General features: G+C 57.3%; 23 protein-coding genes and 1 tRNA gene. 12 read left to right on the forward strand and 12 right to left on the reverse strand.

What is annotated here, in order from left to right:
* Positions 1-361 precede the first annotated feature (361 nt).
* The 4 genes from AB5Y76_RS01250 to AB5Y76_RS01265 all read right to left on the reverse strand — a co-directional run bounded on the left by AB5Y76_RS01250 (position 362) and on the right by AB5Y76_RS01265 (position 4,890).
* Entirely contained in the window at positions 362-2,293 is a 1,932-nt protein-coding gene (locus AB5Y76_RS01250) for a bifunctional diguanylate cyclase/phosphodiesterase (protein ID WP_115523289.1), read from the reverse strand.
* A 23-nt stretch (positions 2,294-2,316) separates the two neighbouring features.
* Positions 2,317-2,817: a molybdopterin-binding oxidoreductase gene (locus AB5Y76_RS01255; protein ID WP_019444953.1), complete on the reverse strand. Its 501-nt coding sequence runs from the start codon at positions 2,815-2,817 to the stop codon at positions 2,317-2,319.
* Between the two features lie 101 nt (positions 2,818-2,918).
* Complete coding sequence (groL, locus tag AB5Y76_RS01260) at positions 2,919-4,553, reverse strand: chaperonin GroEL (RefSeq protein WP_005340575.1); 1,635 nt, start codon at positions 4,551-4,553, stop codon at positions 2,919-2,921.
* Between the two features lie 43 nt (positions 4,554-4,596).
* The gene (locus tag AB5Y76_RS01265) at positions 4,597-4,890 is read right to left on the reverse strand and encodes a co-chaperone GroES (RefSeq protein WP_005340573.1); all 294 of its coding nucleotides are present in this window, start codon (positions 4,888-4,890) and stop codon (positions 4,597-4,599) included.
* Positions 4,891-5,150: 260 nt separating this feature from the next.
* Between AB5Y76_RS01265 and AB5Y76_RS01270 the strand changes: the two genes are divergently transcribed.
* The gene (locus AB5Y76_RS01270; protein ID WP_263718853.1) at positions 5,151-6,485 is read left to right on the forward strand and encodes an MATE family efflux transporter; all 1,335 of its coding nucleotides are present in this window, start codon (positions 5,151-5,153) and stop codon (positions 6,483-6,485) included.
* Between the two features lie 34 nt (positions 6,486-6,519).
* Here AB5Y76_RS01270 and AB5Y76_RS01275 read toward each other — a convergent pair whose 3' ends face one another.
* The gene (locus AB5Y76_RS01275; protein ID WP_204477728.1) at positions 6,520-6,996 is read right to left on the reverse strand and encodes an FxsA family protein; all 477 of its coding nucleotides are present in this window, start codon (positions 6,994-6,996) and stop codon (positions 6,520-6,522) included.
* Between the two features lie 442 nt (positions 6,997-7,438).
* On the opposite strand from AB5Y76_RS01275, the gene aspA reads away from it, so the two are divergent.
* A complete protein-coding gene (gene aspA, locus AB5Y76_RS01280; RefSeq protein ID WP_263718852.1) occupies positions 7,439-8,881 on the forward strand; it encodes an aspartate ammonia-lyase in 1,443 nt (480 codons plus the stop codon).
* Positions 8,882-9,006: 125 nt separating this feature from the next.
* Positions 9,007-10,326 carry an anaerobic C4-dicarboxylate transporter gene (locus tag AB5Y76_RS01285; RefSeq protein WP_021229055.1) on the forward strand — a complete coding sequence of 440 codons (1,320 nt, stop codon included), beginning with the start codon at positions 9,007-9,009 and terminating at the stop codon, positions 10,324-10,326.
* Positions 10,327-10,567: 241 nt separating this feature from the next.
* Here AB5Y76_RS01285 and tsaD read toward each other — a convergent pair whose 3' ends face one another.
* The gene (gene tsaD / locus AB5Y76_RS01290; protein WP_263718851.1) at positions 10,568-11,581 is read right to left on the reverse strand and encodes a tRNA (adenosine(37)-N6)-threonylcarbamoyltransferase complex transferase subunit TsaD; all 1,014 of its coding nucleotides are present in this window, start codon (positions 11,579-11,581) and stop codon (positions 10,568-10,570) included.
* A gap of 179 nt (positions 11,582-11,760) precedes the next feature.
* On the opposite strand from tsaD, the gene rpsU reads away from it, so the two are divergent.
* The 5 genes from rpsU (at position 11,761) to AB5Y76_RS01315 (ending at position 16,654) form a co-directional block, all read left to right on the forward strand.
* Entirely contained in the window at positions 11,761-11,976 is a 216-nt protein-coding gene (gene rpsU, locus AB5Y76_RS01295) for a 30S ribosomal protein S21 (RefSeq protein ID WP_005309452.1), read from the forward strand.
* Positions 11,977-11,991: 15 nt separating this feature from the next.
* Positions 11,992-12,435: a GatB/YqeY domain-containing protein gene (locus AB5Y76_RS01300; protein ID WP_005349081.1), complete on the forward strand. Its 444-nt coding sequence runs from the start codon at positions 11,992-11,994 to the stop codon at positions 12,433-12,435.
* 88 nt (positions 12,436-12,523) lie between these two features.
* Positions 12,524-14,311, forward strand: a complete 1,788-nt coding sequence (gene dnaG / locus AB5Y76_RS01305) for a DNA primase (protein ID WP_263718850.1) — start codon at positions 12,524-12,526, stop codon at positions 14,309-14,311.
* A gap of 183 nt (positions 14,312-14,494) precedes the next feature.
* Positions 14,495-16,390, forward strand: a complete 1,896-nt coding sequence (gene rpoD / locus AB5Y76_RS01310; protein WP_263718854.1) for an RNA polymerase sigma factor RpoD — start codon at positions 14,495-14,497, stop codon at positions 16,388-16,390.
* A gap of 187 nt (positions 16,391-16,577) precedes the next feature.
* Positions 16,578-16,654: transfer RNA gene (locus tag AB5Y76_RS01315), tRNA-Ile, on the forward strand.
* A gap of 164 nt (positions 16,655-16,818) precedes the next feature.
* On the opposite strand, the gene AB5Y76_RS01320 is transcribed toward AB5Y76_RS01315, so the two are convergent.
* From AB5Y76_RS01320 to purH, 4 genes are all read right to left on the reverse strand, one after another.
* Entirely contained in the window at positions 16,819-17,376 is a 558-nt protein-coding gene (locus AB5Y76_RS01320) for a cytochrome b/b6 domain-containing protein (RefSeq protein WP_144715065.1), read from the reverse strand.
* Entirely contained in the window at positions 17,357-17,731 is a 375-nt protein-coding gene (locus tag AB5Y76_RS01325; protein ID WP_005349056.1) for a cytochrome b562, read from the reverse strand. The genes AB5Y76_RS01320 and AB5Y76_RS01325 overlap by 20 nt, the downstream gene beginning before the upstream one ends.
* A 277-nt stretch (positions 17,732-18,008) precedes the next feature.
* The gene (purD, locus tag AB5Y76_RS01330; protein ID WP_263718849.1) at positions 18,009-19,295 is read right to left on the reverse strand and encodes a phosphoribosylamine--glycine ligase; all 1,287 of its coding nucleotides are present in this window, start codon (positions 19,293-19,295) and stop codon (positions 18,009-18,011) included.
* Between the two features lie 114 nt (positions 19,296-19,409).
* Positions 19,410-21,002, reverse strand: coding sequence for a bifunctional phosphoribosylaminoimidazolecarboxamide formyltransferase/IMP cyclohydrolase (gene purH, locus AB5Y76_RS01335; protein WP_042084461.1), 1,593 nt, complete (start codon positions 21,000-21,002; stop codon positions 19,410-19,412).
* A gap of 415 nt (positions 21,003-21,417) precedes the next feature.
* Between purH and zntR the strand changes: the two genes are divergently transcribed.
* Positions 21,418-21,873 (forward strand): Zn(2+)-responsive transcriptional regulator, encoded by a 456-nt coding sequence (gene zntR, locus AB5Y76_RS01340; RefSeq protein ID WP_263718847.1) that lies wholly within the window; start codon positions 21,418-21,420, stop codon positions 21,871-21,873.
* Positions 21,874-22,087: 214 nt separating this feature from the next.
* On the forward strand, positions 22,088-22,327 hold the full coding sequence (locus AB5Y76_RS01345) for an alternative ribosome-rescue factor A (protein WP_127006876.1): 240 nt from the start codon (positions 22,088-22,090) through the stop codon (positions 22,325-22,327).
* 215 nt (positions 22,328-22,542) lie between these two features.
* Here the strand turns inward: AB5Y76_RS01345 and hemW are convergent, their stop codons facing one another.
* Together hemW and rdgB are read right to left on the reverse strand one after the other, a co-directional pair.
* On the reverse strand, positions 22,543-23,688 hold the full coding sequence (gene hemW, locus AB5Y76_RS01350; RefSeq protein ID WP_263718846.1) for a radical SAM family heme chaperone HemW: 1,146 nt from the start codon (positions 23,686-23,688) through the stop codon (positions 22,543-22,545).
* Between the two features lie 90 nt (positions 23,689-23,778).
* Positions 23,779-24,375 (reverse strand): RdgB/HAM1 family non-canonical purine NTP pyrophosphatase, encoded by a 597-nt coding sequence (rdgB, locus tag AB5Y76_RS01355; RefSeq protein WP_005340539.1) that lies wholly within the window; start codon positions 24,373-24,375, stop codon positions 23,779-23,781.
* A gap of 238 nt (positions 24,376-24,613) precedes the next feature.
* Between rdgB and AB5Y76_RS01360 the strand changes: the two genes are divergently transcribed.
* Positions 24,614-25,777 carry a multidrug effflux MFS transporter gene (locus AB5Y76_RS01360; RefSeq protein WP_201947104.1) on the forward strand — a complete coding sequence of 388 codons (1,164 nt, stop codon included), beginning with the start codon at positions 24,614-24,616 and terminating at the stop codon, positions 25,775-25,777.
* Between the two features lie 135 nt (positions 25,778-25,912).
* The coding region (locus AB5Y76_RS01365) for a Gfo/Idh/MocA family oxidoreductase (protein ID WP_368177651.1) at positions 25,913-26,390 on the forward strand (478 nt) is incomplete at its 3' end.

Consider the following 26,390-nt stretch of genomic DNA (forward strand, 5'->3'; position numbering starts at 1 on the left):
ACCAGACATTGAAAATCAAAAATTGTTTTGATGTTCGATGCTGTGAGTGCCCACACAGATTGCTTGATTCAAATTGTTAAAGAGCGACGCAACAGCGTGTTGCTGCGGGAGTGGAATTCTACTCAACCACCTTCTCGAGTCAAGCCTTATTTTCAAAGGCTTTTCGAGGTTATCGACGAGGTTGTTTGCGTTGCCGCTTGCCCTGTCGATGGAGGCGCATTATAGGGAGTGAATTCTTTCTGGCAAGGCTAAGTTGCATGTTTTTTTGATAAAACCGCACAACCGTTCAAACAACAAACAAAAAGAAGAAAGTTCGAGCTAAATCACACATTCTGGAGGCAGATGACAGGCAAGCCCCCTCTCAACTCATATAAGCCATTTCGGATTGTTGACGCGCCAGCCAAAGCTCCTCCATCTCCAACAAGGTTTGATAGATTTTCTCCGCCTGCTCTGGTCGGCTGAACAGATAGCCCTGCCCATACAAGTGGATATCGGTCAGGGATCGCAGCACATCCAACTGAGCCTGTGTCTCAATCCCTTCACACACCAGACTCTTGCCCAGCATCGACCCCATCCGACAAATATTGGCGACCAGTTCGGATGCCTCCAGTGAAGTGTCAATGCCCTGTATAAATGAACGGTCGATCTTCACTTTGCTGACCGGTAACTTTTGCAGATAACTCAAAGAGGAATAACCGGTACCAAAATCATCTAATGCCAGCAGTACCCCCTGCTGATTGAGATCCTGCATCAGTTGCAGCGAGTTCTTCACTTCGCGCATGGTGGTATCTTCCGTGACCTCCAGGACCAGGCTACGGGCAGGCAGGTGGTGCTCCATCAATGCCTTGGCCACCAATTTGAGCAAATTGCGCTGGTACATGCCTGGCGAGATATTCACACACATTTGCAGATCAACCATACCAAGCTGGTGCCACTGATAGAGCTGCTCGCAAGCGGTGTTCAGCACCCAGCTCCCAACCCGTTCGGCAAGCTGGAACTCCTCGGCCACCATGATCACTTCGTTTGGCGGAATGAAGCCGAGTTCCGGATGCCGCCAGCGCAGCAGAGCCTCGACAGCTTCACAGCGGCCACTCTCGAGATTGACGATAGGTTGGTAATAGAGTTCCAGCGCATTGTGTTCCAGCGCCATGATCATGTCCGACGCCAAATGCTTGCGCCGCGCCGTCTCGTTGAGCAGGGAGTTATCGTAAATTACATAGGGGACATGGGTCTTGCGACTATGGAACAGGGCCTGCTCCGCACGACTCAGCAACTCCTGAGTCTTGTCGCTGTCCATCGGATAGAAGGCAATCCCGATCCCGACTTCAAGCCGGAAGGGATAGTTGTCATAGACGATATCTTGCTTCAGCGCATGCAGCAATCGCGCTACCAGCTCCCTGACCTGACGCAGATCGCTGCTGCCACGCTGAATAATGGCAAATTGATCCCCCCCAAGACGTCCGCTCCACTCCCCCTCTTCACAGAGCACTCTGATCCGGGTGGCAAACTCACAAAGCAGATAATCACCGGTGTCATAACCAAACTTGCTGTTGATATCCCTGAAGTCGTTGATATCGACCAGCACCAGCCCAAACGGTACTTCCTGTGTGGCGTACAGCTCCATCCGCTCCAGCAAAGCAACCCGATTGGACAACCCAGTCAGCGGATCCCGTCTGGCTGCTCTGAAATGGCGACGCCCTTCATATATAAGCAGCATGCTGAGCAGCAGCACTGACATGACCAGACCGGAGACCATCAGCAACAGGGCATTACGCAATTGGCCAAAATGGCGATCGTTCTCGGAATAGACGTTAATGTTCTTCTGCATCACAGAAGCGAGGGAGTAGGAGAGCGGCTCTTGCAGCGGGGCAAGGCGCATCATGATCTGCTGATAGTCAGATGCCCCGCTCTGCAACTTGGTGATGTCGGGCTCTATTTGGCGAATATTGGTTTCAATCAGCTGCACCAGACGCAAGGTTTTCTGCTTGTCCTGCATGCTCTTGCGCAGCTGGCCGCTCAACAGGATGGGCGTTCTGCTCCAGAGAATGTCATAACGCAACATCAAGGTGTCATGATCAATCCCGCCATAGTGATAGACCTCTACCGCATTGAGGAAACGACCGAGCTCCAGCTGCAACTGCATCAGCGCCCAAGAGACATCATAGGTGTATTTCTCCATCGCTCTGGTCGCATTCTGGATCTGCATCAGGCAATAGAGGGTGCTCCCGGTAAACAACAGGATGGATACATACAGAATGACGAGCAGTGGCCACGCCCTGGTCTTTCCTTTCACCCCATGCTCCCGTGCTGTTTTTATCAGTGCTGAATGTCTATCAAATCCAGCTGCCAGATCATCATGTCGGTATATTCGGATCGCTTCAATTCCGGATACTGATCAAGAGGCAGCATAAACCAGACCGGCCCCTTGTCACGCACCCGCATGACAGCGCCGTTGTCTTCCCATGCAAGGATGGGCTCGTATTTGGCAACCTTGTCCCATTCAATGCGGACCTGGAAACTGTTCAGCGCCGTCAACGTAATGGTCTTGCCATCCGCACCGACTGCAGCCAATACATCGGCCAGTTTTGGGCCTCTGTAGGTGTGCGGCTTATCCACCCACGGGTTGCCGGTCACTATCTCATGTTGCGGCAGAGCCTGTAGTTTTGCCAGATCAAACAACACCTTGCCATCAACTTCGTCTGCCGACCTGATGTTGCCACCGACTTTCAGGATCACCGGCCCAGTCAGCGCCTCAGCAGCCATCACCGGCATGATGACCAATGAACACAGTAGTGTCAGCCAACCAAACATTTTCATATCGCCCCCAGATTTGCTGTCTCAACAGACTCAGTTTAGCCAGATATAAAAAAACGGCTCGCCTTGAGCGAGCCGTTTGTCAAACAGAACAAGGGGGATGATTACATCATGCCCATGCCACCCATGCCGCCCATGTCAGGCATAGCAGGGGTATCTTTCTTCGGCAGTTCGGTGACCATGCACTCGGTGGTGATCATCAGACCGGCGATGGAAGAGGCAAACTGCAGGGCGGAACGGGTTACCTTGGTCGGATCCAGGATACCCATGGCCAGCATGTCGCCATACTGTTCGCTGTAAGCGTTGTAACCGAAGTTGCCTTCGCCGTTCTTCACTGCATTGGCAATGACGGAGGCTTCCTCACCGGCGTTGATGACGATTTGACGCAGCGGGGCTTCCATGGCGCGCAGGGCAACCTTGATACCGACGTTCTGGTCTTCGTTGTCACCGCGCAGACCCGCCAGTTTGGCAGCAACGCGAACCAGCGCAACACCACCACCGGCAACCACGCCTTCTTCAACCGCGGCGCGGGTAGCGTGCAGGGCATCTTCAACGCGTGCTTTCTTCTCTTTCATCTCGACTTCGGTGGCTGCGCCAACCTTGATCACGGCAACACCGCCAGCCAGCTTGGCTACGCGCTCTTGCAGCTTCTCACGATCGTAGTCGGAAGAGGTCTCTTCGATCTGCTGACGGATCTGGGCAACACGGCCTTCGATCACACCGGCATCACCCACGCCATCGATGATGGTGGTGTTCTCTTTGGTGATGACGATGCGCTTGGCACGACCCAGATCTTCCAGAGTCGCTTTTTCCAGCTCCATGCCAACTTCTTCAGAGATTACGGTACCGCCAGTCAGTACGGCGATATCCTGCAGCATGGCCTTGCGACGGTCACCGAAGCCAGGCGCCTTGACGGCAGCCACTTTCACGATACCGCGCATGGTGTTGACCACCAGAGTCGCCAGCGCTTCGCCTTCTACGTCTTCAGCAACAATCAGCAGCGGCTTGCCAGCTTTGGCAACGCCTTCCAGCACCGGCAGCATTTCGCGGATGTTGGAGACTTTCTTGTCAACCAGCAGAATGAACGGGTCGTCCAGTTCAACGGAACCGGTCTCTTGCTTGTTGATGAAGTAGGGGGACAGGTAGCCGCGGTCGAACTGCATACCTTCAACAACTGCCAGCTCATCTTCCAGACCCTGACCATCTTCAACGGTGATGACGCCATCGCGACCCACTTTGTCCATGGCTTCGGCAATCAGCTTGCCCACTTTCTCGTCGGAGTTGGCGGAGATGGTGCCCACCTGAGCAATGGCATTGCTGTCAGCGCACGGCTGGGACAGTGCTTGCAGCTCGGCAACGGCAGCCACAACGGCTTTGTCGATACCGCGCTTCAGATCCATCGGGTTCATACCGGCGGCAACGGCTTTCAGACCTTCGTTGACGATAGCCTGAGCCAGAACGGTTGCAGTAGTGGTACCGTCACCGGCGGCATCGTTCGCCTTGGAAGCCACTTCCTTGACCATCTGGGCGCCCATGTTCTGGAACTTGTCTTCCAGCTCGATTTCGCGCGCAACAGACACACCATCTTTAGTGATGGTCGGGGCGCCGAAGGACTTGTCCAGCACCACGTTGCGGCCTTTCGGGCCCAGAGTCACCTTGACGGCATCAGCCAGGATGTTTACGCCTTCCAGCATCTTGATGCGGGCTTCGTTACCAAACTTAACGTCTTTAGCTGCCATTTTTCTTCAATCCTTAAATCAATTCGGGGAAAAGGAGGATGGATTACTCTTCGACAATCGCCAGGATGTCGGTTTCGGAGAGGATCAGGACGTCCTGACCATCCAGCTTCTCGGTCTTAACACCGTAGCCTTCGTTGAAGATAACCTTGTCACCAACCTTCACGGCCAGTGCTTTGACTTCGCCATTATCCAGGATGCGACCAGTCCCCACGGCAAGCACTTCACCACGGGTGGACTTCTGGGCCGCAGTACCAGTCAAGACGATACCGCCGGCAGATTTGGCTTCAGCTTCGATGCGCTTGATGATGACGCGGTCGTGCAGTGGACGAATTTTCATCGATAACTCTCCCAAAATGAGTCTCATTGTTGCTTTGAGGAATGGCCGTTCCAGGCCAAATTAGATATGTCCCTGATGTGGGGCAGAGTTGCTAACCCTTCAAGGGCAAATACAAAAAAAATTTTTTCACGTACTATAAACATCTTCGATGGTTCAGCCATGTCCGCACCCTAGTGCAAGGTCGGTTCAAGCCGCCTGGTTTCCATGCCAGAACCTTCAAAGCCAGCTGTAGAGACGAGCCCTTGACCCGCACCAACCCCATGTTGACAGCCCCTATTCCGGTCGTACTGCGCCAGATGACGGGCCCCATGATCTTCGGCATCATCGCCATTCTGGCCTTCAATCTGGTCGATACCTTTTTTATCGGTATGCTGGGCACCGAAGCTCTGGCCGCCATCAGTTTTACCTTTCCTGTCACTTTTGTGGTTACCTCACTGGCGATGGGATTGGGCGCCGGATTGTCAGCGGTGATCGGTCATACCCTGGGGCAGGGCAAACACGATGAGGCGGCCCATCTCGCCACCGACAGCCTGTTTCTGGCGGTGATCATGGTGGCCCTGCTCTCAGCGGGGGGGGCTCTCACCATCAAGCCTCTGTTTACTCTGCTGGGGGCCAGTGCCGAGCTTATCTCCCTCATCCATGACTACATGCTGATCTGGTATCTCACCGTCCCCATGCTGGTGCTGCCCATGGTGGGCAATGCCGCCATCCGGGCGACCGGCGATACCAAAACCCCCAGTCTGGTGATGGCCGTAGCCGGGTTGGTCAACGGGGTACTGGATCCTCTGTTGATCTTCGGCATCGGCCCCTTTCCCGAGTGGGGGATCCGCGGGGCCGCCATCGCGACTTCTATCTCCTGGTTGATGGCGATGCTGGTCAGCCTCTATATCCTGCGTCATCGGGAAGGCTTGCTGCTGTTGCGTCTCTCGCCGCGGGCCCGGTTACTGTCTCACTGGCGGGCGTTACTCCATGTCGCCGTCCCCGCCTCTTTTACCAATATGCTCAACCCCCTGGCCAATGCGGTGCTGATGACGATCTTTGCGGGCCTGGGTACCGAGGTGGTAGCCGCTTACGGCGCCGCATCGCGGGTCGAGGCGCTGCTGCTGATCGTGATGATGGCCCTTGCCTCCGTACTGGCCCCTTTCATCTCGCAAAACTGCGGTGCCGGTAATCCGGCCCGCGCCAAGGCTGCACTGCAGAGCTGCATGGGGTTTGCGTTGCTGTTCCAGCTCGCCATCTATGGCCTGACCTGGCTACTGGCGCCACTCATCGCCAACCTGTTCAGCGATCATCCGCAGGTCATTCGCCTCATCATTCTCTATCTGCATCTGGTGCCGATCGGTTATGGCTTTCAGGGCATGGTGATGCTGCTGGCCTCGGCGCTAAATGGCGTGCGAGCATCCAGTATTTCGTTCTTGTTCAACGGATTGCGACTGTTTGGTTTTCTGTTGCCAGGAGCCTGGCTGGGGGCCAAGCTGGGGGGAGAACAGGGGATATATCTGGGAATACTGCTGGCCAATCTGGCGGCGGGCACCCTCGCATGGTGGTATGCCCGACACCGCTTCGAGGCCTTGTGCCATCAGGGCAAACCCTGATTCAGTCACTCGCCTCGGGTTTTCGTCTCGTCGATTACTCTTTACGCTCAAATTCGCCTTCGATGGTGGTGCCGCCCTGCTTGGCGTTCCCCAGATGCTCATCGGACGGTACGTTGCCAAACGGCGATTGAGTACGCTGGAAGCCACCCATCTGCATCCGGAACTGGCTGCTGCCGATCAGCTTGTCAGCCAGTTTGTTGCGCAGCCAGGGCTGCAGCAGCAGGACCCCGAAGAAGTCGGTGACAAAACCCGGGATAATCAGCAGCAAGCCGGCCAACGCCAGCATCATGCCACCCATCACCTCGCGGCCCGGCATCTCGCCCATCTGCATCTTTTGCTGGGCACTGAACAGGGTCTTGATCCCTTCACTGCGCACCAGCGAGGAGCCCAATACCGCAGTCAGTATGAGCAAGCCGACAGTCGGCAGCGCCCCGATTACCGAGCCGACCTCGATCATCACGGTGAGCTCCAGCACAACCAGACCCACCAACAACAAAAACAACTTGCCCATATCCACTCCAGCACCGGTAAATTGAGAAAAAGTGGCGCCCATCCAACGATGGTCAGAGGCGATTTTGCCGCCCCGTCATCACCACTTTCTGCTCTGAATAAATGGGGGCTGCCCCCCTCTTTTCAAGTTGGTCAACTGACACCTACGTCATCAGTAATCTAAAAAACCAGCAAAAAGTCACAAAAATTTATAAAAATCATCATGATAAAAACTTCATAACATATGTGTACTTTCCTCAAAGTAATTTGAAAATGTCGCAAATTTAGTGATCCACCTCTAATAACCGATACCTCAATTGGAGTAGTATATTGATTAGTTTTTCGGGAGGTCATTCTCCCAACCGCCCCACTCGATGTGTGGTGCTTCAGGATGAGCTGTGCGCAAGGAACTCGCGACCACTCGGTGAGGATTTTTCCATTTATCTGATTTCTGAGGCATTACAATGAGCGACATCAAGAACGTCCGCATTGAAGAAGACCTGCTGGGCACCAAAGAAGTTTCCAATGATCTCTACTACGGTGTGCACACCCTGCGCGCTGTCGAGAACTTCAAGATCAGCTCTCAGAAGATTTCTGACGTTCCGGAATTCGTCCGCGGTATGGTGCTGACCAAGAAGGCCGCTGCGCTGGCAAACGGTGAACTGGGTACCATCCGTCCTGAAATTGCTGACAAGATCGTAGAAGCCTGCGACCTGATGCTGAACACCGGCAAATGCTTCGACCAGTTCCCGGTCGACGTTTACCAGGGTGGTGCCGGCACCTCCGTCAACATGAACACCAACGAAGTACTGGCCAACATCGCCCTGGAAATCATGGGTCTGGAGAAAGGCCGTTACGACGTCATCAACCCGAACGACCACGTCAACAAGTGCCAGTCCACCAACGATGCCTACCCCACCGGTTTTCGCGTTGCTGTGGTCAACAGCACTGACGTGACTCTGCACGCGCTGGAGCACCTGATCGCGGCATTCGATGCCAAAGCGAAAGAGTTCAAAAACATCCTGAAGATGGGTCGTACCCAGCTGCAAGATGCGGTTCCGATGACTCTGGGTCAGGAGTTCCACGCGTTCGCCGTGACCCTGCGTGAAGAGATCAAGTCCATCAAGCGTTGCCAGGAGCTGCTGCTGGAAGTGAACCTGGGCGCGACCGCCATCGGTACCGGTCTGAACACTCCGCCCGAGTACTCTGCTCTGGCCATCAAGCGTCTGGCCGAGATCACCGGTCGTGCCTATGTACCGGCAGAAGACCTGATCGAAGCGACCTCAGACTGTGGCGCCTACGTCATGCTGCACGGCGCCATCAAGCGTCTGGCTATGAAGCTGTCCAAGATCTGTAACGACCTGCGTCTGCTATCCTCCGGCCCGCGCACTGCACTGAAAGAGATCAACCTGCCGGAAATGCAGGCGGGTTCCTCCATCATGCCGGCCAAGGTCAACCCGGTTATCCCGGAAGTGGTCAACCAATCCTGCTTCAAGGTATTCGGTAACGACATCACCATCACCTTCGCCGCCGAAGCCGGTCAGCTGCAGCTGAACGTCATGGAGCCGGTGATTGGTCAGGCGATGTTCGAATCCCTGAGCCTGATGGAAAAAGCCTGTATTTCCCTGCGCGAGAAGTGCGTGGAAGGTATCACCGCCAACCCGGAAATCTGCATGAATCACGTGCTGAACTCCATCGGTATCGTGACCTACCTGAACCCCTTCATCGGCCACCACGAAGGGGATATCGTCGGCAAGATCTGTGCCCAGACCGGCAAGAACGTCCGTGAAGTCGTTCTTGAGCGCGGTCTGCTGAGCGCCGAGCAGCTGGACGAAATTCTCTCCATCGAGAACCTGATGAACCCGCAATACAAAGCCAAGCGTTTCACCCGCGAAGCTACCGTATAAGCGAGTGTGGGCCGGGATCTTCCCGGCCCATAAAGTCAGTTCCCGATTGGTCTTTATCCCCAGCCCGATCGGGAATTGGCTTTTTGCCAAATAAAAACCAAAAACTAAAAAATGGAGTTATCGCTATGATTGGAATCGAGTTACTTGTCGTGCTCGCCGCTATCTATCTGGGGGCCCGGATAGGCAGCATCGGCATCGGATTTGCCGGTGGTCTGGGGGTACTGGTCTTGACGTGGGGTCTGGGCATGCCCATCCCGAGCGATCAACTGGTCAGCTACATCCCTTGGGATGTGATCATGATCATCGCATCCGTCATCTGTGCCATCGCCTGTATGCAACTGGCTGGCGGGATGGACTACCTGGTCTTCCTGGCAGAAAAAGCGCTGCGCAAGAACCCCAAATACATCACCTTCGCCGCCCCGGTGGTCACCTACCTGATGACCATGCTGGCCGGTACCGGTCATACCGCCTTCTCTACCCTGCCGGTGATCGCTGAAGTGGCCAAAGAGCAAGGGATCCGCCCATCCCGTCCGCTCTCCATCGCGGTTGTCGCCTCCCAGATCGCCATCACAGCTTCCCCGATCTCTGCCGCTGTGGTTGCCTTCTCCGGTATGCTCGAGCCGTTCGGTGTTGACTACCTTACCCTGCTGGCCATCTGCATCCCCTCTACCTTCCTGGCCTGTATCCTGGGCGCCTTCATTGCCAACATGATGGGCAAGCCGCTGGAGCAGGACGAAGTCTATCTGGAGCGTAAAGCCAAGGGCCTGATCAAACTGCGTGGTACTACCAAGCTCGAGATCAAACCGTACGCCAAACTGTCTGTCTGGATCTTCATCGCTGCCATCGTTGCTGTCATGGCTTATGCCACTGCCATCTCCGGTAAAGTAGGCCTGATCACCAACCCGCCGATCCCCCGTGACGGCGCCATCATGGGCATCATGCTGGCCGCGGCCACCATCATGACCCTGGTGTGCAAACTGGACGCTACTCAAGTGACCAACATGCCGACCTTCAAGTCCGGTATGTCCGCCTGTATCTGCGTACTGGGTGTTGCCTGGCTGGGTAACGTCTTCGTTAAAGGCAACATGGACACCATCCAGCTGATCGCTGGCGACCTGCTGAACCAGTACTCCTGGCTGCTGGCTGTGGTGCTGTTCTTCGCTGCCATGCTGCTCTATTCACAAGGCGCCACTACCAAAGCGTTGATGCCTGCCGCACTGGCACTGGGTGTCAGCCCGCTGACTGCGATTGCCTCTTTCGCAGCCGTGAGCGCCCTGTTCGTACTGCCGACCTACCCGACTCTGCTGGCCGCGGTAGAGATGGACGACACCGGCTCCACCCGTATCGGTAAGGCGGTCTTCAACCATCCCTTCTTCGTACCGGGCACCGCCACCATCGCCATCGCCGTGGCACTGGGCTTCTTCTTCGGCGGCATCCTGCTGTAATTCATCGCCTGCTGATCGCCAAATAAAAATCCCCGCCAGTTGGCGGGGATTTTTTATCTCTTAACTCTGTACTTTGCAGTCTGCCAGCACGAGAGCTGACCTCTTATCCGGATGGCTCAACCACGGCGACAGCAGACACCACAACAGCGTGCCAGCGGCGCTATAACTACCGCTGCCGGATTGCCGGAGTAGTAGGCCACCATGGTACTCAGCACCATGCCAGAAGGCGGGATCCGTCGGATCAGACCGGCTCCAGGGTATCCAGCGGCCAGCGCGGCACCGCTTTGACCACCAGCGGCTCAAATACGCCCGCTTTCAGGCGCTGCATACCGGCGTAAGCGATCATGGCGCCGTTATCGGTGCAATATTCAGTGCGCGGATAGAACACCTCGCCCTTGAGGCTCTCCATCAGCTCCGCCAGCTGGGCACGCAGATGACGGTTGGCACTGACGCCACCGGCAACCACCAGACGCTTAAGACCGGTCTCTTTCAAAGCACGACGGCACTTGATGGCCAGGGTATCAACCACCGCATCTTCAAACGCCCGAGCGATATCGGCACGGGTCTGCTCATCATCACCATTGGCGGCGATGGTGTTGGCTGTGAAGGTCTTGAGGCCGGAGAAGCTCATGTCGAGCCCGGGACGGTCAGTCATGGGACGTGGGAAGTGGAAACGTCCAGTGGTGCCCTTCTCGGCCAGACGGGAGAGCAGCGGACCACCCGGATAGTCCAGCCCCATCAGCTTGGCAGTCTTGTCGAACGCTTCGCCAGCGGCATCGTCGATGGATTCCCCCAGCAGCTGATAGCTGCCGATACCGTCGACCCGCACCAGCATGGAGTGACCACCGGATACCAGCAGCGCCACGAAGGGGAACTCGGGAGCCTTCTCTTCCAGCATGGGGGCCAGCAGGTGCCCTTCCATATGGTGGACGGCGATAGCAGGCTTGTTCCATGCCATCGCCAGCGAACGACCAATAGTGGCGCCCACCAGAATGGCGCCAACCAGACCCGGACCCGCGGTATACGCGATGCCGTCGATGTCATCTTTGCCCAGTCCCGCCTCTTGCAATGCGGCCTGGATCAACGGGATCGTCTTGCGAACATGATCCCGGCTGGCGAGTTCGGGGACGACGCCACCGTAGTCCGCATGCAGCTTGACCTGGCTGTATAACTGATGGGAAAGGATCCCTTTTTGATCGTCGAAGATCGCGATCCCGGTTTCGTCACAGGATGTCTCTATGCCCAATACACGCATTGCTAAAAAATTTCACTGCTAAAATGAGACGGCTATGGTAACCTTCGCGGGTTTTTTAAACCAGAGCGATCTCTGCGGGTTTACTTTCATTCCCTGTCCAGAGTATAATTTCGCACCATTTTAAGACATGCTGATCGATTGAAGGTCAGCTAACAATTTATCACTGAGGTGAAAGGCACATGCCAGTAATCAAAGTCCGTGAAAATGAGCCGTTTGACGTTGCTCTGCGTCGTTTCAAGCGTTCTTGCGAAAAAGCCGGTATCCTGTCCGAAGTTCGTAGCCGTGAGTTTTACGAGAAGCCGACTACCATTCGTAAGCGCGCCAAAGCGTCTGCTGTCAAGCGTCACGCCAAGAAGCTGTCTCGCGAAAACGCACGTCGTATCCGCCTGTACTAATCGGGAGATATTGCCGTGTCTCTGAAGGATCAACTCAAGGATCAGCAAAAACTCGCCATGCTTGCCAAAGATAAGGCACGTCTGGGAGCGATCCGCTTGTTGATGGCAGAAATCAAGCAACGTGAAGTCGATACCCGTATCGAGCTGAATGATGAGGATATCCTCGCTGTCGTGACCAAAATGGTCAAACAGCGCCGCGATTCCATCAGCCAATTTGAAGCTGCCGGTCGCCAGGATCTCGCCGACAAAGAGTCCGCCGAGATCGTTGTGTTGCAGGAATTCCTGCCGCAACAGCTGACCGCAGATGAAATTGCAGCCCTGATCGAGCAAGCCATCACTGAAAGTGGTGCTGCCGTCATGGCTGATATGGGCAAGGTCATGGCTGTCTTGAAGCCGAAAATTCAGGGGCGTGCCGATGTCGGCGCCGTCAGTGCTCAGGTGAAAACCCGCTTGGCGTAACAGGCAACTCTCTTGTTTGGTCGAAGAAGCCGTGCTTCCCTTGGAATGCGCGGCTTTTTTATTTTCTCCGCAATGAAACAGGACGGTTATGGCAGGCAGGATCCCCCAATCCTTTATCGACGATCTGCTCGTACGCACAGACATAGTCGAGCTGATCGACTCGCGAGTGCGGCTGAAAAAAGCCGGTAAGAACTACCAGGCTTGCTGCCCTTTTCATAACGAAAAAAGCCCCTCTTTTACCGTCAGCCAGGAGAAACAGTTCTACCACTGTTTCGGTTGTGGCGCCCACGGCAACGCCATCGGCTTTGTCATGGAGTACGACGGTCTCGAATTTCCCGATGCCATCGAAGAGCTCGCCAGCATGCAAGGCATGCAGGTACCTCGCGAGCAGAGCATCGGCGGCTCGGCCAATAGCCAGCCCGCCGTCAGCAAGGATCTGTTCGAGCTGATGAACCAGATCGCCCGCTTCTACGAGAGCAATCTCAAGAGTGCCCCCCACGCGGTGGAGTACCTCAAAGGGCGCGGTCTGACCGGCGAAGTAGTCAAGCGCTTCAACATCGGTTATGCCCCAAGTGACTGGGATCAGGTACGCCGCCGCTTCGGCGCCAGCCGGGATCACGAACAGCTGCTTATCTCGGGCGGCATGCTGATCACCCGTGACAATGGCCCGGGCAGCTATGACCGTTTCCGCGATCGCATCATGTTCCCGATCCGCGACAAGCGTGGCCGGGTCATCGGTTTCGGTGGCCGGGTGCTGGGTGATGGCACCCCCAAGTACCTGAACTCGCCGGAGACCCCCATCTTCCATAAAGGGCGGGAGCTGTTCGGTCTCTACGAAGTAAAGCAGGCACACAAGGATCCACGCAGGATCCTGGTGGTGGAAGGCTACATGGATGTGGTGGCACTCGGTCAGTACGACATCGACTATGCAGTGGCGGCACTGGGCACTGCGACCACCAGCGACCATATCCACACCCTGTTTCGCACCACTGCCGAGGTGGTCTGCTGCTACGACGGTGACAATGCCGGTCGTGAAGCCGCCTGGCGCGCGCTGGATAATGCCCTCCCTCATCTGCAGGATGGCCGCGAGCTGAAGTTCGTGTTCCTGCCCGATGGCGAGGATCCCGACTCACTGGTACGCCAGACCGGCAAGGAGGGCTTTGAAGCCCTGCTCGATGAAGCCCAACCGTTCGCCGACTTCATGTTCGAGCGTCTCGGCCGGGATGCGGCGCTCTCCGGTGAGGCAGGCAAGTTCGAAGTGGCCAACAAGGCTGCCGAGCTTATTCGTCGCGTACCGGAAGGGTTTACCCGCGAAGGGCTGATCACTCGTCTCTCCAGCATGATGCGTTGGGGCGAGAACAAGCAGCGCATCGCCGAGCTCTTTGCCCGCAACAGCCAGCCCAAGGCCGAGGTCAACAAACCCAAGGCAGCCAAGCTGACGCCACTGCGGCGTGCGCTGGCACTGATGGTGCAATATCCGGCAGTAACGGCTGAGCTCCCCCCCATGCCGGAATTGGCCGGACTACGCGTACAGGGCATCAAGTTTCTGCTGCAACTGCACCAGCAGATCTTGGCACAGCCCGGTATTACCACAGGGATCCTGCTGGAACACTGGCGTGGTACCAAGGAGGGAGAGATCCTTGCTCAGCTGGCCATGCACGACCTGTTCGAGGAGATCAAACTCGATCAAGAGCCGGATATTCTGGGAGAATTGCAGGACACCTTCGTCGGCTTCATCAACCAGTTTCTGAAACAGCGGATCGAAGAATTGCAGGCCAAAGTGGCTCAGGAAGGACTAAGCTCCGAAGAAACCCAAGAGCTGATGATGCTGATAAGAGAGGTGCAAATTGAGAAAAGAAATGAGAGTGGGGCTTGATATTTGAGTGATTAGTCCCAATATGGATAGCGTTGCCCGAATCGACGGGATGAAAAGCAAAATTTTTATAACCGCCTGGCCCCGACAATACTGCGGGCAGGGGTTTCTCATGACCGACGCCGCAACCAGACATAGCATGTCTGGCGGTTTTCTATTAGAATTGGCTATTTGCGCAGCAGCGCACTGTACGCGCAACCTAGCAACACCAACCGGATGAGTTCTATGGAGCAAACCCCGCAGTCTCAGCTTAAACTCCTCGTTGCCAAAGGTAAAGAACAGGGCTACCTGACCTATGCCGAGGTGAACGATCACCTCCCGCAAGACATTGTCGATTCAGACCAGATCGAAGACATCATTCAGATGATCAACGATATGGGCATTCAAGTGGTTGAAAACGCTCCGGATGCCGATGACCTTATCATGGCTGAAGGTGGTACCGCCGATGAGGACGCTGCCGAAGCAGCGGCCCAGGCTCTGGCATCTGTTGAATCTGAGATTGGTCGCACGACCGATCCCGTCCGCATGTACATGCGGGAAATGGGTACCGTCGAACTGCTGACCCGCGAAGGCGAAATCGACATCGCCAAGCGGATCGAAGACGGTATCAACCAGGTACAAAGCTCCGTAGCAGAGTACCCTGAAGCAATTACTTACCTGCTCGAACAGTACGACAAGTACGAAGCCGAGCAGCTGCGTCTCTCTGACATCATCTCTGGCTTTATTGACCCGAACGAAACCGAAGACATGGCACCTACTGCCACGCATATCGGTTCCGAGCTCGGCGAAGACGATCTGGCTGACGAAGATGAAGAAGACGAAGAAGACGAAGACGAAGATGGCGACAGCTCTGACGACGATGGTGACGGTGGTCCGGATCCGGAAGTCGCTCGCGAGAAGTTCGGCGAACTGCGTGCACAGTATGAAGTGACCCGCCTCTCCATTCAGAAGAATGGTCGCGCGCACGAAGATACCCAGGCCGCCATCGCCCAGCTGGCCGATGTATTCCGTCAATTCCGCCTGATGCCCAAGCAGTTCGATCGCCTGGTCAACAACATGCGCGAGATGATGGAGCGCGTCCGCGTGCAGGAACGCATCATCATGAAACTCTGCGTTGAGCAGGCCAAGATGCCGAAGAAAACCTTCGTCGCGGCCTTCACCAACAATGAGTGTGAAACTGCCTGGTTCGAATACCAGAAGCAGGCTGGCAAAGCCTGGTCTCCCCGTCTGGTTGAAATGGACGAGGATATCCAGCGCGCCATCGGCAAGCTGCAGCAGATTGAAGAAGAGACCGGTCTGTCGATTGCCCAGATCAAGGATATCAACCGTCGCATGAGCATCGGTGAGGCCAAAGCCCGCCGTGCGAAGAAAGAGATGGTTGAGGCCAACTTGCGTCTGGTTATCTCTATCGCCAAGAAGTACACCAACCGTGGTCTGCAGTTCCTGGATCTGATCCAGGAAGGCAACATCGGTCTGATGAAGGCGGTAGACAAGTTTGAATACCGTCGTGGCTACAAGTTCTCGACCTATGCTACCTGGTGGATCCGTCAGGCCATTACCCGCTCCATCGCGGATCAGGCCCGTACCATCCGTATCCCGGTACACATGATCGAGACCATCAACAAGCTCAACCGTATCTCCCGTCAGATGCTGCAGGAGATGGGTCGTGAACCGAACCCGGAAGAGCTGGCCATGCGCATGGGCATGCCGGAAGACAAGATCCGCAAGGTACTGAAGATCGCCAAAGAGCCTATCTCCATGGAGACGCCCATCGGTGATGATGAAGATTCCCACTTGGGCGACTTCATCGAAGATACCACCTTGGCTCTGCCAGCGGATGCGGCGACCAGCGAAAGCCTGCGCAACGCCACCCGCGAAGTGCTTGCTGGCCTGACCGCCCGCGAAGCCAAGGTACTGCGGATGCGTTTCGGTATCGACATGAACACTGACCACACCCTCGAGGAAGTGGGCAAACAGTTCGACGTTACCCGTGAGCGTATTCGTCAGATCGAAGCCAAGGCACTGCGCAAACTGCGCCACCCGAGCCGCTCGGAAGTGCTGCGCAGCTTCCTGGACGAATAGTCCTGACCCTGTGTCAAACTGCTCTGCCAAAGCCCCGCCATGCGGGGCTTTGTTTTGTCTGGCATTTACCCTTGCGACCCGCTTTGCACCCTCTATCGACCTGGATAATTAGTCGCCAAGTGGTTGATATGCCTATAGACTGCCCTTTCCTCTTCCCCTATAATCCACGCCGCTAAATGCACAATTTGGCCCCTTAGCTCAGTTGGTCAGAGCAGTCGACTCATAATCGATTGGTCGTGGGTTCAAGTCCCCCAGGGGCCACCAAATTGAAAAAGGCCGCTCATCATGAGCGGCCTTTTTGCATCTGCAGATCGGGTAATGTCCAGTGATGAGCTCGATGAGGTCATAGAAAAGACCCGCCATGGGCGGGTCTGGGCAGGGTCCGGATCAGGCGCCTCACTCAGAGACAAGGAGCCTAATGCTGAGCCTCAGGTTTCCTCGTTGCTGCCGCTCTGGATGGATGAGCGACGCACGATGGCAGGCAGCATCCGGGTAACCAGATTGCTGCGCTGGCGCCAGGAGGTGAAGACGATGGCCAGCAGATGCAGACCAATCAGTCCCTGCAGCGCCACCACGCACCACTCATGCCACTCGTCAGCCCCCAGTTCAAATCCCGTCTCGGTATTTTGAAACCAGCCGCTGCCAGCAGTGGCCAGCACAACCAGCCAGAGCGCCCACACGGCCAGCTTGCCGCTACCGTGATGACCCGGAGCCGGAGGCTGCCGCTCACGCATCTCGCGCGCTTGCTGGCGAAAATCCTCACCGCTGGGGATGAGGGCACCAAGGCGAGCGTAGCCACGGGCGAAAGTGAGCCCCCAGAGCAGACGCAAGGAGATCAGCCCAATGGCGCCGTAACCCAGCCACTCGTGCCACTCCTCCCCCGCTTCGTTAACCCAGAGGTTGCCGATGCAGACCGCCGCCAAGCCCCAGTGGGTCAGGCGAACCAGCGGATCCCAGCGAAAGGGCTCACCCTTTTTGCTTGGCATATTTGTGGTACTCCTTCTTCAGGTCGTTGACCTTGGCCAGATGTTCGCGCGCCTTGGCCTCATCACCCGCCTTGAGTGCGGCCAGGCTGGCGTCCAGCTCGGTCTGTACCTCGTTCATTCCTTCAAGGAATTTCTCTTTCTTGGCGGCCGGCATGTTCTTCTGCTTGGCCACATCCAGCTGGGCCTTCATCTCGTTGATGTGCTTCTCCATGGTGGCTGCATCATCAGCCTTGACGGCCTGCTTGTAGTTGAAGCCAATCTTCTTCATCGGCTGTTCCAGATCACCCGCCACGGCAGGCAGGGTCATCAGGCCAAACATCAGGGGCAGCAGCAGGGGGCGGACGGTTTTCAACATGGGATTTCCTTATATAACGACATGCTCGAATTGTTAGGGGTACTTATGAATCCAAACAAGAATTCATCACCAGCATGATGCCATGACTCATGGTGAAACGTTTGTGAAAAATGCTGTTTTTTGTGGCAAATAGTGACAGATATGTCGCGCTTGTTTGCGCTTGGTAACTGATTGAACGCCGGTGACGCGCAGCATGAGGATGGTTGAAAGCGGTAAACAAGGACAAAAAACCCCGCCGTAGCGGGGTCTGAATCAGCTGGCCATTTGCTGGCGTCAGTTACTCCTGTTCGCGAGCAATGGCGCGCCAGCCGATATCATTGCGGTAGAAGACGCCATCCCACTTGATGCGGCCAGCGAGCTGATAGGCACGCTGCTGGGCTTCTGCAACCGTATGGCCCAGCGCAGTGGCGCACAGTACACGACCGCCAGCAGTCAGGCTGGTATCGCCCTCCAGGCGGGTCCCGGCATGGAACACCTTCTCGCCCGCAACCTCATCCACTGGCAAGCCGCTGATGGGGTGGTTGGTGCTGTAATCGCCGGGATAACCACCCGCCGCCAACACCACGCCGATAGCGGCGCGGGGATCATAAATGGCCTCTTTCTGATCCAGCTTGCCTGCGCAAGCGGCCAGGCAGAGCTCCACCAGATCGGACTGCATCCGCAGCATGATGGGCTGGGTCTCGGGATCGCCGAAACGGCAGTTGAACTCGATCACCTTAGGACTGCCTGCGCCGTCGATCATCAGACCGGCGTAGAGGAAACCGGTGTAGACGTTGCCCTCGGCCGCCATGCCGCGCACAGTCGGCATGATCACCTGCTCCATCACGCGTCGATGTACCTCGGCGGTCACTACAGGCGCCGGGGAGTAAGCCCCCATACCGCCGGTGTTGAGGCCGGTATCACCGTCGCCAACCCGCTTGTGATCCTGACTGGTGGCCATCGGCAGCACGTGCTCGCCATCGACCATGACGATGAAGCTCGCCTCTTCCCCCTCCAGAAACTCCTCAATCACCACCCGGGAGCCCGCTTCGCCAAAGGCATTGCCGGAGAGCATGTCGCGCACCGCGTCTTCCGCTTCCTGCAAGGTCATGGCGACAATCACCCCCTTGCCCGCCGCCAGACCATCGGCCTTGATGACGATGGGGGCGCCCTTCTCGCGCAAGTAGGCGAGTGCAGGCTCCACTTCGGTGAAGTTCTGGTACTCGGCAGTCGGGATGGCGTGACGGGCCAGGAAATCCTTGGTGAAAGCCTTGGAGCCTTCCAGCTGGGCTGCGGCAGCGGTCGGGCCAAAGATCGGCTGACCGGCGGCGCGGAAGGCATCCACCACCCCTTTCACCAGCGGCGCTTCCGGCCCGACGATGGTGAGGCCGACCTGCTTCTCTTTGGCAAAAGCCAGCAACCCTTCGATATCGGTCGCCTCGATGGCGACGTTCTCGACACCCGGCTCAAGCTGGGTGCCCGCATTGCCCGGCGCCACAAAAACGTGACGTACCAGTGGGGAGTGTTTGGCCTTCCAGGCCAGAGCGTGTTCGCGGCCACCGTTGCCAATGATCAGTACTTTCATCGTATCGCTCGCTTCTATTTGTGGTCACCGGACGGCCACCCGGGCCGTCAGTCAGTGGAAATAGTCAGTTGAAAAGAGACAACAAAAGGGCCGCCATCGGCAGCCCCTGACCCATCAATGACGGAAATGGCGCATGTTGGTGAACACCATGCACATGCCGTGTTCGTCGGCGGCATCGATCACCTCCTGATCGCGCATCGAGCCACCCGGCTGGATCACGCAGGAGATACCGGCCTGCGCGGCAGCATCAATACCGTCGCGGAACGGGAAGAAGGCATCGGAGGCCATCACGGAGCCCGCCACGGTCAGTCCTTCATCCGCCGCCTTGATACCGGCGATTTTGGCCGAATAAACACGGCTCATCTGGCCTGCGCCGACGCCGATGGTCTGGCCATCTTTGGCGTAGACGATGGCGTTGGATTTGACGAACTTGGCCACTTTCCAGCAGAACAGCAGATCCTGCAGCTCGGCCTCGGTCGGCTGACGCTTGCTGACCACGGTCAGGTCACCCAGCGTCACCATGCCGAGGTCCCGCTCCTGTACCAGCAGGCCGCCGTTGACGCGTTTGAGGTCAAACCCTTGCGCCGGAGCAGTCCACTGGCCGCATTCGAGCAGACGCACGTTCTGCTTGGCGGCGACCGCATCGCGGGCCTCCTGGCTGACGGTCGGGGCGATGATCACTTCGACAAACTGGCGGGCCACGATGGCTGCCGCAGTGGCACCATCCAGCTCGCGGTTGAAGGCGATGATGCCGCCAAAGGCGGAGGTGGGGTCGGTCTGGTAGGCACGATCGTAGGCACTCAGCAGGTCGTTACCGATGGCCACGCCGCAGGGGTTGGCATGCTTGACGATGACGCAGGCCGGCTCGTCGAACTCCTTCACACACTCCAGCGCCGCATCGGTATCGGCGATGTTGTTGTAGGAGAGCGCCTTGCCCTGCAGCTGGATAGCGCTGGAGACAGAACCCGGAGCGGCATGCTCCTCGGCGTAGAAGGCGGCAGCCTGATGGCTGTTTTCGCCGTAACGCATGTCCTGCTTTTTGATGAACTGGCTGTTGAAGGTGCGCGGGAAACGGGACTCCTCGTCACCCTCCTTGTTGTCACCGTAGGAAGGAACCATGGTGCCGAAGTAGTTGGCGATCATGCCGTCGTAGGCAGCAGTGTGCTCGAATGCGGCGATGGCCAGATCGAAACGGGTCGCCAGTTTCAGGCTGTTGCCGTTGGCATCCATCTCGCGAATAACCCGGTCATAGTCAGCAGCTTTGACGACGATAGCGACATCTTTGTGGTTTTTGGCCGCAGAGCGCACCATGGTCGGGCCGCCGATGTCGATGTTCTCGACCGCATCGGCCAGAGTGCAGCCCGCTTTGGCTACGGTGGCAGCAAAAGGGTAGAGGTTGACGACAACCATGTCGATGGGGGAGATAGCGTGCTGGGCCATGATGGCGTCATCCTGATCCCGACGACCGAGGATGCCGCCATGAACCTTGGGATGCAGGGTCTTGACCCGGCCATCCATCATTTCAGGGAAACCCGTGTAGTCGGAGACCTCGGTCACCGGCAGACCCGCCTCGCCAAGCAGCTTGGCGGTACCGCCCGTGGAGAGCAGGGCAACACCACGCTCGTTGAGTGCCTTGGCAAATTCCAGAATGCCAGTTTTGTCAGACACACTCAGCAGTGCACGGCGAATGGGTCGAGCTTGTTCCATCACACTATCGTCCTCAACATAACGGGGACCGTTCCATGGGAGGCGAGGCTCAACACAGAGAGTCCCCAAATAAATGGAAGTGGGGGATTTCGCAAACCACTCTCGCCCCGACATCCGGCAAAAGCGTTTTAGGAAATGCCCGCTTGGTGCGGCGCTCTGTTATGGGCGCGTATTCTACACAAAAAATGTGACCTGTGGTGGATTTTTTGAAACAGCAAAGCCTTATTTGGCGCGGCGTTAAACGTTTTCCACCTGATTTTCTCGAAACGTTTGCACTTTCAGTGTTTTATGGGAAAAAGGGTCGCCAGGAGATGTTTATCTGCCCCTTTTATGCCCTTGGCTGGCAATCCATGGGCAAAGGGGTGATAGTGGATTCCGGTTTTTGTGGCGGCATACATTCAAGGGGAGAGAGAGCATGTATCGGATCGGTGAACTGGCCAAGGCGTGCGGGGTCAAGGCAGATACCCTGCGTTTTTACGAGAAGAACGGGCTTATCTCACCGGGGATCCGCAACGAATCCGGCTACCGTCTCTACAGCGAACAGGACAAGCGGCGGCTGGAGTTTATTATCCGCGCCAAGTCGGTGGGATTCTCGCTGGCCGATATTGGCGAGCTGCTCGACCTCGATACCAACAAGGCCAAAGTCACCTGTCAGGAGGTGAAAGTAGTGGCCGACACCAAGCTGGCCCAGGTGGAGCAGAAGATCATCGAACTGACCCGCTTTCGCGACAACCTGCGAGAGCTCTCCAATATCTGCTGCGGCGGGCCGCGCTCGGCGGAGCACTGCGCCATCCTCGAGACGCTGGAATCTGGTGCCCCGGCCCATCACGAGCACCACAGCCACGACCAGCATGACCCGGTTCACGGCTGACATGGTATGCCTGACTGAGCGTGCCTGGCTCAGTGTGACTGACTCGGCGCGCCCGATGCATTGCTCCGGCGGCGATTTGGTGACAAAATCGCCGCGTTTTTAACCGGTGCAAGTGCATCCGGTTGCCGGGCGCTAGCCTGAACAGGCGCCCGCAGCGAAAACAGCCATCCAGACACAAGAATCAACACACCAAGAGAAAAGAAGAGGAGCCATCATGGCCAAAATTCGGGTCGACCAACCCGCCCTCCCCCGTGAGGAAAATGCGCAAGGGGGCAACTATGCCCATCAGCGCGGCGAAATAAAGGATAACCATCTGCACGCCCTGCTCTGTGATCCCCTGTTTCGCAGCCGAGTCGAGCGCAACAAGAAGGGCAAGGGGAGTTACCAGCGCAAGGCCAAATTCGGCAAGCGGTGGGAGCCCGGCCAACAGCAGATGATCCGCGTCTGCTGCTGAGCGGGTTTCTACCGACCATAAACAATCAGGGCGCCAATGGCGCCCTGATTGTTATCTCGAAACACGGTTCGCCAAAACTGCCTCACGACCTGTTGCGAGAAGCTGTCAGCGAGGTGAAGAGCAGCGCAGGAACCGGAGCGTATAGATATACGTGAGGCTTCCGAGCAGCGCATGAACCTTGATCACGGCTTCGCAGCCAGATCGTGAGCCAGTTTTCACTCATCCATAAACAGTTCGAGCAATACGTTCAGATAACGATGGCCGAGAGAAGTAAGCTGCCAGCTATCCCCCAAATCCTCGATAAGCTCCTTGCTTTGGGCGATGGTGAGCACCGTCTCCACCCGTTCCAGCGACAAGCCGGTATAGGCCTCGAACTCCGCCTTGGGGGCCGGTTCAAACAGTCGGAAGCGGTTCATAAAGTATTCGAGCGGCAGATCGTCTGCCGTCACCTGCCACAGCTCGTCCAGATAGGGACGGCTCTTGTCCAGATACCCTTTCGGATGCTTCACTTTGGCTGTGCGCAGGATCTGCTGGTCCGCGAGATCGGTCACCTTGCCGTGGGCGCCACAGCCGATCCCCAGATAGTCGCCAAAGCGCCAGTAGTTGAGGTTGTGATGGCACTGGTAGCCCTCTTTGGCATAAGCCGAGATCTCGTACTGGCGATAACCGCTGGCGGTAAGCATGGCGTGGCCATGCTCGTAGATGTCCCACAGGGTGTCATCTTCCGGCAGTTTGGGCGGCTTGGAGGCAAAGGCAGTGTTCGGCTCTATGGTGAGCTGATACCAGGAGAGGTGCGGCGGGGCGCAGTCGATAGCCTGCTGCAGGTCATAAAGGGCATCGTCCAGACTCTGATCCGGCAGACCGTGCATCAGATCCAGATTGAAGGTAGGCAACTTGATGGCATGGGCCAGTGCCGCGGCCTTGCGCGCCTCTTCCGGGCCGTGAATGCGGCCGAGGCGGGTCAGTTTCTCCTGCTGAAAGCTCTGCACCCCGATGGAGATACGGTTGATGCCAGCGCGCTGGAAACCGGCGAACTTGTCCGCCTCCACCGTGCCCGGGTTGGCCTCCATGGTGATCTCGCAATCTGCGGTGAGCGGAATGCGGGCCCGTACCCCGTCCAGCAAGGTTTGCATCGCCTCCACCGTCAACAGGCTGGGGGTGCCGCCGCCGATAAAGATCGAGGAGAGCGGCCGCCCCTGCGCCCACTTCAGATCCTGATCCAGATCCTCCAGCAGGGCGGCGACATATTCTAGGTGAGGCAACTCCCCCTTCTGGGCATGGGAGTTGAAGTCACAGTAAGGGCACTTCTGGACGCACCAGGGCACATGAATATAGAGAGAGAGCGGCGGCAGTTGCAGCATGGGGCTTCCAATAAAACGGGGGCTCAAGGCCCCCATTGTAGATGACTATGTGTAATTGACCGTGTGTAACCAACAAGGTGGCGAATTGGCTCAGTGCGCCGCAGCCAGCGCCGCTTTGAGCTTGGCCAGCGCCTGACCGCGATGGCTCAGCTGGTTTTTCAGCTCGGCTGGCATCTGGGCGGCGGTGCAGTCGTGATCCGGCACGAAGAATACCGGGTCATAGCCAAAGCCATGTTGACCGCGCGGCTCGTCGATGATCATCCCTTCCCAGCTTGCCTGACAGATGATGGGAGTGGGATCGTCGGCGTGGCGCATATAGACCAGCACACACCAGAAGCGGGCGCTCTTCAGATACTCGGGGGCACCTTGCAGCTCGCCGAGCAGCTTCTCGATGTTGGCCTTGTCGCCAGCACCCACACCGGCAAAGCGGGCGGAGTAAACGCCGGGTCGCCCTTGCAGCAGGTCGACTTCCAGACCGGAGTCATCGGCCACGGCGGGCAGACCGGTAATGCGGGCGGCGTGGCGGGCCTTGATGATGGCATTCTCGACGAAGGTGGTGCCGGTCTCATCGGCATCGGAGACCGCAAACTCGCTCTGTGGGATCACCTGGATCTTCATATCGGCCAGCATGGCGGCCAATTCCTTCACCTTTTTCTGGTTACCTGTTGCCAGGACAAGCTTGTTCATCGAGCACCTCCGCAAAAATAATCTGCGCATTCTATGCGGCGCAAGCGTTTAGTAAAAGCGTCAATTACACCCGCTGTGATGGGGTTACGGGGGATTTGCCGCCATCGAATAACCAGCTTTTTAATACATGTTTCCATAATGGAATAACCAAAGTGATTAAATACCATTTCTATTCATTACTGTGAGTCAGTAGACTCGCGCCCCAATTCATTAACCTGGCTGACTAAAGAGGTGACAGATGCCATTGATACTTTTACTCGTACTACTGGTGCTGTTCAGTCCGCTGGCTATCGACATCTACCTGCCCGCCATTCCGCAGATGGCCGAGCAGCTGGGCGCCGAAGTAACCCTGATGCAGGGCACCATCACCTGGTTCCTGTTCAGCATGGGGCTGGGGCAACTGCTTGTTGGCCCGCTGGCCGATCGCTACGGTCGCAAGCCCATCGCGCTGGGCGGCGTGCTGCTCTATGGCCTGAGCGCGCTGGGGGCCGGCTTTGCCGCCAGCCTCGGCGAATTGATGCTGGCGCGAGTGCTGCAGGGCTTTGGCGCCTGCGCCACCTCGGTCGCCGCCTTCTCGGTAGTGCGTGACAGCTATGGCCCGAAAAAGAGCGGCCAGATGATCTCCTACCTCAATGGCGCCATCTGCTTTATTCCTGCGCTGGCGCCCCTGCTCGGTGGCTGGCTCACCGCCAAAGCGGGTTGGTCTGCCAACTTCTGGTTTATGGCCGGTTATGCGCTCATCGTCGGCAGCTGGCTGATGTGGCGGATGCCGGAGACCCGCCCGGAGGAGACCCGCAGCGAAGGGGCACTCATCAGCTGGTCGCGCTACAGCCCGGTACTACGCTCCCCCAGCTTCCTGTTCAACGCGGCGCTGTGCATGCTGGCGATGGCGGTGATCCTCGCTTATGTCACCGCCGCACCGGTGCAGCTGATGGTGAAATTGGGGCTCGATATGAGCGGCTTTAGCTACTGGTTTACCGCCAACGCCGCGCTCAACATTCTGGCCTGCTTCATGGCGCCGCGCTTTATCGCCAAGGTGGGGCCAAGACGCACCCTGCGCATCGGCCTGCTGGTGTTGATGCTCTCGGCCATCACCCTGACGCTGGCGATGCACATCGAGCATCCGCTGGCGATGATGGGGCCGGTATTCCTCTCCAGCATCGGCTTTGCCATGATCCTGGGCGCTGCCGCCGGGATGGCGTTGGCACCGTTCGGCCACTGCGCCGGTACCGCCGCGGCCCTGCTCGGCCTGTTCCAGATGAGCGGCTCCGGCGCCCTCGTTGGCTTGACTGGCGCCCTGATGCACGACCCGATCAGCCAGCTGGCGCTGCATATGTGGCTGCTGCTGCCGCCTCTGGTGATGCTGATGACCCGACGCGGCCGCCGCTTGTGTTTGCAATAAATCCTGTGCTCTGATGGGCACACTCAGGGGGCCATCGGCCCCCTTCTCGTTTGTATCGCCTTTACAGCATATGGCCATCCGGCAGATTGCCTGCGATGGCAACCCCACTCACTCGATGTCAGCGGAGAACTCCCGATGAGCCACACTCTCAACGCAGCCCTGGTGGGCTATGGCTTTGCAGGCAAGACCTTCCACGCCCCCTTCCTCTCCACCACCCCGGGCTTGTCCCTGAGCTGGGTGGTAAGCCGCGATGCCGCCAAGGTGCAGGCCGATCTGCCCGACTGCCGGGTCGGTTCACTGGAGGAGGTGCTGAGGGATGAGACCGTCGATCTGGTGGTGATCGCCACCCCCAACGACACCCACGCCCCCCTCGCCCGCCAGGCGCTGCTGGCAGGCAAACATGTGGTGATCGACAAGCCCTTTGCACTGGATCTGGCAGAAGCGAAAGCACTGGTCGAACTGGCCGAAAAGCAGCAGCGGCTGCTCAGTATCTTCCACAACCGCCGTTGGGACGGGGATTTTCTCACCGTGCGCCGTTTGATTTCCGAGGGGACGCTGGGGCAGATCGCCCAGTTCGAATCCCACTTCGATCGCTATCGCCCCGAAGTGCGCC

Source organism: Aeromonas sp. R1-2 (genome assembly GCF_040908505.1).
GTDB classification, from domain to species: Bacteria; Pseudomonadota; Gammaproteobacteria; order Enterobacterales; family Aeromonadaceae; genus Aeromonas; species Aeromonas veronii.

Bases quoted from the DNA above. Each gene is read 5' to 3' on its own strand.
- AB5Y76_RS01255 (WP_019444953.1), bottom strand. From the start codon at position 2,817: ATGAAAATGTTTGGTTGGCTGACACTACTGTGTTCATTGGTCATCATG.
- groL (WP_005340575.1), bottom strand. From the start codon at position 4,553: ATGGCAGCTAAAGACGTTAAGTTTGGTAACGAAGCCCGCATCAAGATG.
- AB5Y76_RS01265 (WP_005340573.1), bottom strand. From the start codon at position 4,890: ATGAAAATTCGTCCACTGCACGACCGCGTCATCATCAAGCGCATCGAA.
- AB5Y76_RS01270 (WP_263718853.1), top strand. From the start codon at position 5,151: ATGTTGACAGCCCCTATTCCGGTCGTACTGCGCCAGATGACGGGCCCC.
- AB5Y76_RS01275 (WP_204477728.1), bottom strand. From the start codon at position 6,996: ATGGGCAAGTTGTTTTTGTTGTTGGTGGGTCTGGTTGTGCTGGAGCTC.
- aspA (WP_263718852.1), top strand. From the start codon at position 7,439: ATGAGCGACATCAAGAACGTCCGCATTGAAGAAGACCTGCTGGGCACC.
- AB5Y76_RS01285 (WP_021229055.1), top strand. From the start codon at position 9,007: ATGATTGGAATCGAGTTACTTGTCGTGCTCGCCGCTATCTATCTGGGG.
- tsaD (WP_263718851.1), bottom strand. From the start codon at position 11,581: ATGCGTGTATTGGGCATAGAGACATCCTGTGACGAAACCGGGATCGCG.
- rpsU (WP_005309452.1), top strand. From the start codon at position 11,761: ATGCCAGTAATCAAAGTCCGTGAAAATGAGCCGTTTGACGTTGCTCTG.
- dnaG (WP_263718850.1), top strand. From the start codon at position 12,524: ATGGCAGGCAGGATCCCCCAATCCTTTATCGACGATCTGCTCGTACGC.
- AB5Y76_RS01320 (WP_144715065.1), bottom strand. From the start codon at position 17,376: ATGCCAAGCAAAAAGGGTGAGCCCTTTCGCTGGGATCCGCTGGTTCGC.
- AB5Y76_RS01325 (WP_005349056.1), bottom strand. From the start codon at position 17,731: ATGTTGAAAACCGTCCGCCCCCTGCTGCTGCCCCTGATGTTTGGCCTG.
- purD (WP_263718849.1), bottom strand. From the start codon at position 19,295: ATGAAAGTACTGATCATTGGCAACGGTGGCCGCGAACACGCTCTGGCC.
- purH (WP_042084461.1), bottom strand. From the start codon at position 21,002: ATGGAACAAGCTCGACCCATTCGCCGTGCACTGCTGAGTGTGTCTGAC.
- zntR (WP_263718847.1), top strand. From the start codon at position 21,418: ATGTATCGGATCGGTGAACTGGCCAAGGCGTGCGGGGTCAAGGCAGAT.
- AB5Y76_RS01345 (WP_127006876.1), top strand. From the start codon at position 22,088: ATGGCCAAAATTCGGGTCGACCAACCCGCCCTCCCCCGTGAGGAAAAT.
- hemW (WP_263718846.1), bottom strand. From the start codon at position 23,688: ATGCTGCAACTGCCGCCGCTCTCTCTCTATATTCATGTGCCCTGGTGC.
- rdgB (WP_005340539.1), bottom strand. From the start codon at position 24,375: ATGAACAAGCTTGTCCTGGCAACAGGTAACCAGAAAAAGGTGAAGGAA.
- AB5Y76_RS01360 (WP_201947104.1), top strand. From the start codon at position 24,614: ATGCCATTGATACTTTTACTCGTACTACTGGTGCTGTTCAGTCCGCTG.